Origin of the sequence: Pseudomonas inefficax (assembly GCF_900277125.1) — a bacterium.
GTDB lineage: Bacteria > Pseudomonadota > Gammaproteobacteria > Pseudomonadales > Pseudomonadaceae > Aquipseudomonas > Aquipseudomonas inefficax.
In genome coordinates this window covers 1-1,337 of the sequence record NZ_OPYN01000056.1, presented here as the reverse complement: position 1 = coordinate 1,337, position 1,337 = coordinate 1, and the positions used below count along the sequence as shown (strand labels likewise).

Sequence of the window (1,337 nt, the reverse complement as noted above, 5' to 3'; positions counted from 1 at the left end):
CCGGGCTTGCAGTGGGGCGAGGTGTCGATGCACAAGCTGTTGCGTCGCTGGCGTCGGCAGCGCCCGGATGTGCTGTACATCGCCACCGAGGGGCCGCTTGGGCTCAGCGCACTGCGCGCGGCCCGGCGCCTGGGGGTAGCGGTGGTCAGCGGCTTCCACACCAACTTCCCGCAGTACTCCGGCCAGTACGGGCTGGGCCTGCTGACGCGCCTGCTCACCCACTACCTGCGCTGGTTCCACCGGCGCACGGCGCTCACCCTGGTACCCAGCCTCAGCCAGCGTCTGGAGCTTGAACGCCGTGGTTTCGAACGCCTGGAGCTATTGGCCCGAGGGGTCGATGCCTGCCTGTTCAACCCGGCCCGGCGCAGCCCTGCATTACGGAAAAGCTGGGGGCTTGGGCCGGATGACATCGCCGTCCTGCATGTCGGGCGGCTTGCGGCGGAAAAGAACCTGGGCTTGCTGCGTCCAAGCCTGCAGGCCCTGCAGAAGGCTTTTCCTCGCAAACGCCTGCGCCTGATCATCGTGGGGGATGGCCCACAGCGTGCCTCCCTCGAACAGCAGGTCCCGGATGCCGTGTTCTGTGGCGCCCAGCGTGGCGAGGTACTGGCCGAACACTACGCCAGCGGTGACCTGTTCCTGTTTCCGAGCCTGACCGAAACCTTTGGCAATGTGGTGCTCGAAGCCATGGCCTCAGGGTTGGCGGTGGTCGCATTTGACGAGGCAGCCGCTGCGCAACACCTTCGCCATGGTCATAGCGGCGCACTGGCCATGCCGGGGGATCAGGCAGCGTTCATCGATGCAGCCTGCTGGTTGCTGGAGGAAGAGGAAACGTTACGGCGGGTGCGCCTGAATGCGCGAAAGCATGCCAGCCGCCAAGGCTGGCCGGCGATTGTCGAGCAGTTCGAGGGGTATCTGTACGCAGCCCGGAACCAGGCTGCGACTTCATCAGCTTCGAGGCTGGGTGCTACGCGATCTGTGTAGGAGCGGCCTTGTGTCGCGATCGGGCCGCAAAGCGGCCCCCGGATACCAGCATTGCCACTACATCGAGGGGCTGCTCTGCAGCCCGATCGCGACACAAGGCCGCTCCTACAGGGGGACCGCGTCAGGCGCTCAGGCCAATGCCTTCTCGATAGCTTGCACCACCGCTGGATCATCCGGTGCAGTGCGCGGCGAAAAGCGCGCCAGCACCCGCCCATCCTTGCCCACCAGGAACTTCTCGAAGTTCCAGGTAATATCCCCCGGGAACTCTGCCCCCTCACCCGCCAGCAGGCGGTACAGCGAGTGGCGCTGCGGCCCATTGACCTCCAGCTTGGCACCCAGCGGGAAGCTCACCCCGT

1 protein-coding gene and 1 pseudogene are annotated in these 1,337 nt (G+C 65.9%); one reads left to right on the top strand and one right to left on the bottom strand.

Going from position 1 to position 1,337, the window contains the following annotated elements; translation table 11 throughout:
* Nucleotides 1-981, top strand: a 981-nt coding sequence (locus tag JV551A3_RS05760; protein WP_133978427.1) for a glycosyltransferase family 4 protein, incomplete at its 5' end; no start/stop codon positions are given.
* Between the two features lie 129 nt (nt 982-1,110).
* Here the strand turns inward: JV551A3_RS05760 and JV551A3_RS05755 are convergent.
* Nucleotides 1,111-1,337: pseudogene (locus JV551A3_RS05755) on the bottom strand (glutathione peroxidase); the annotation flags it as partial.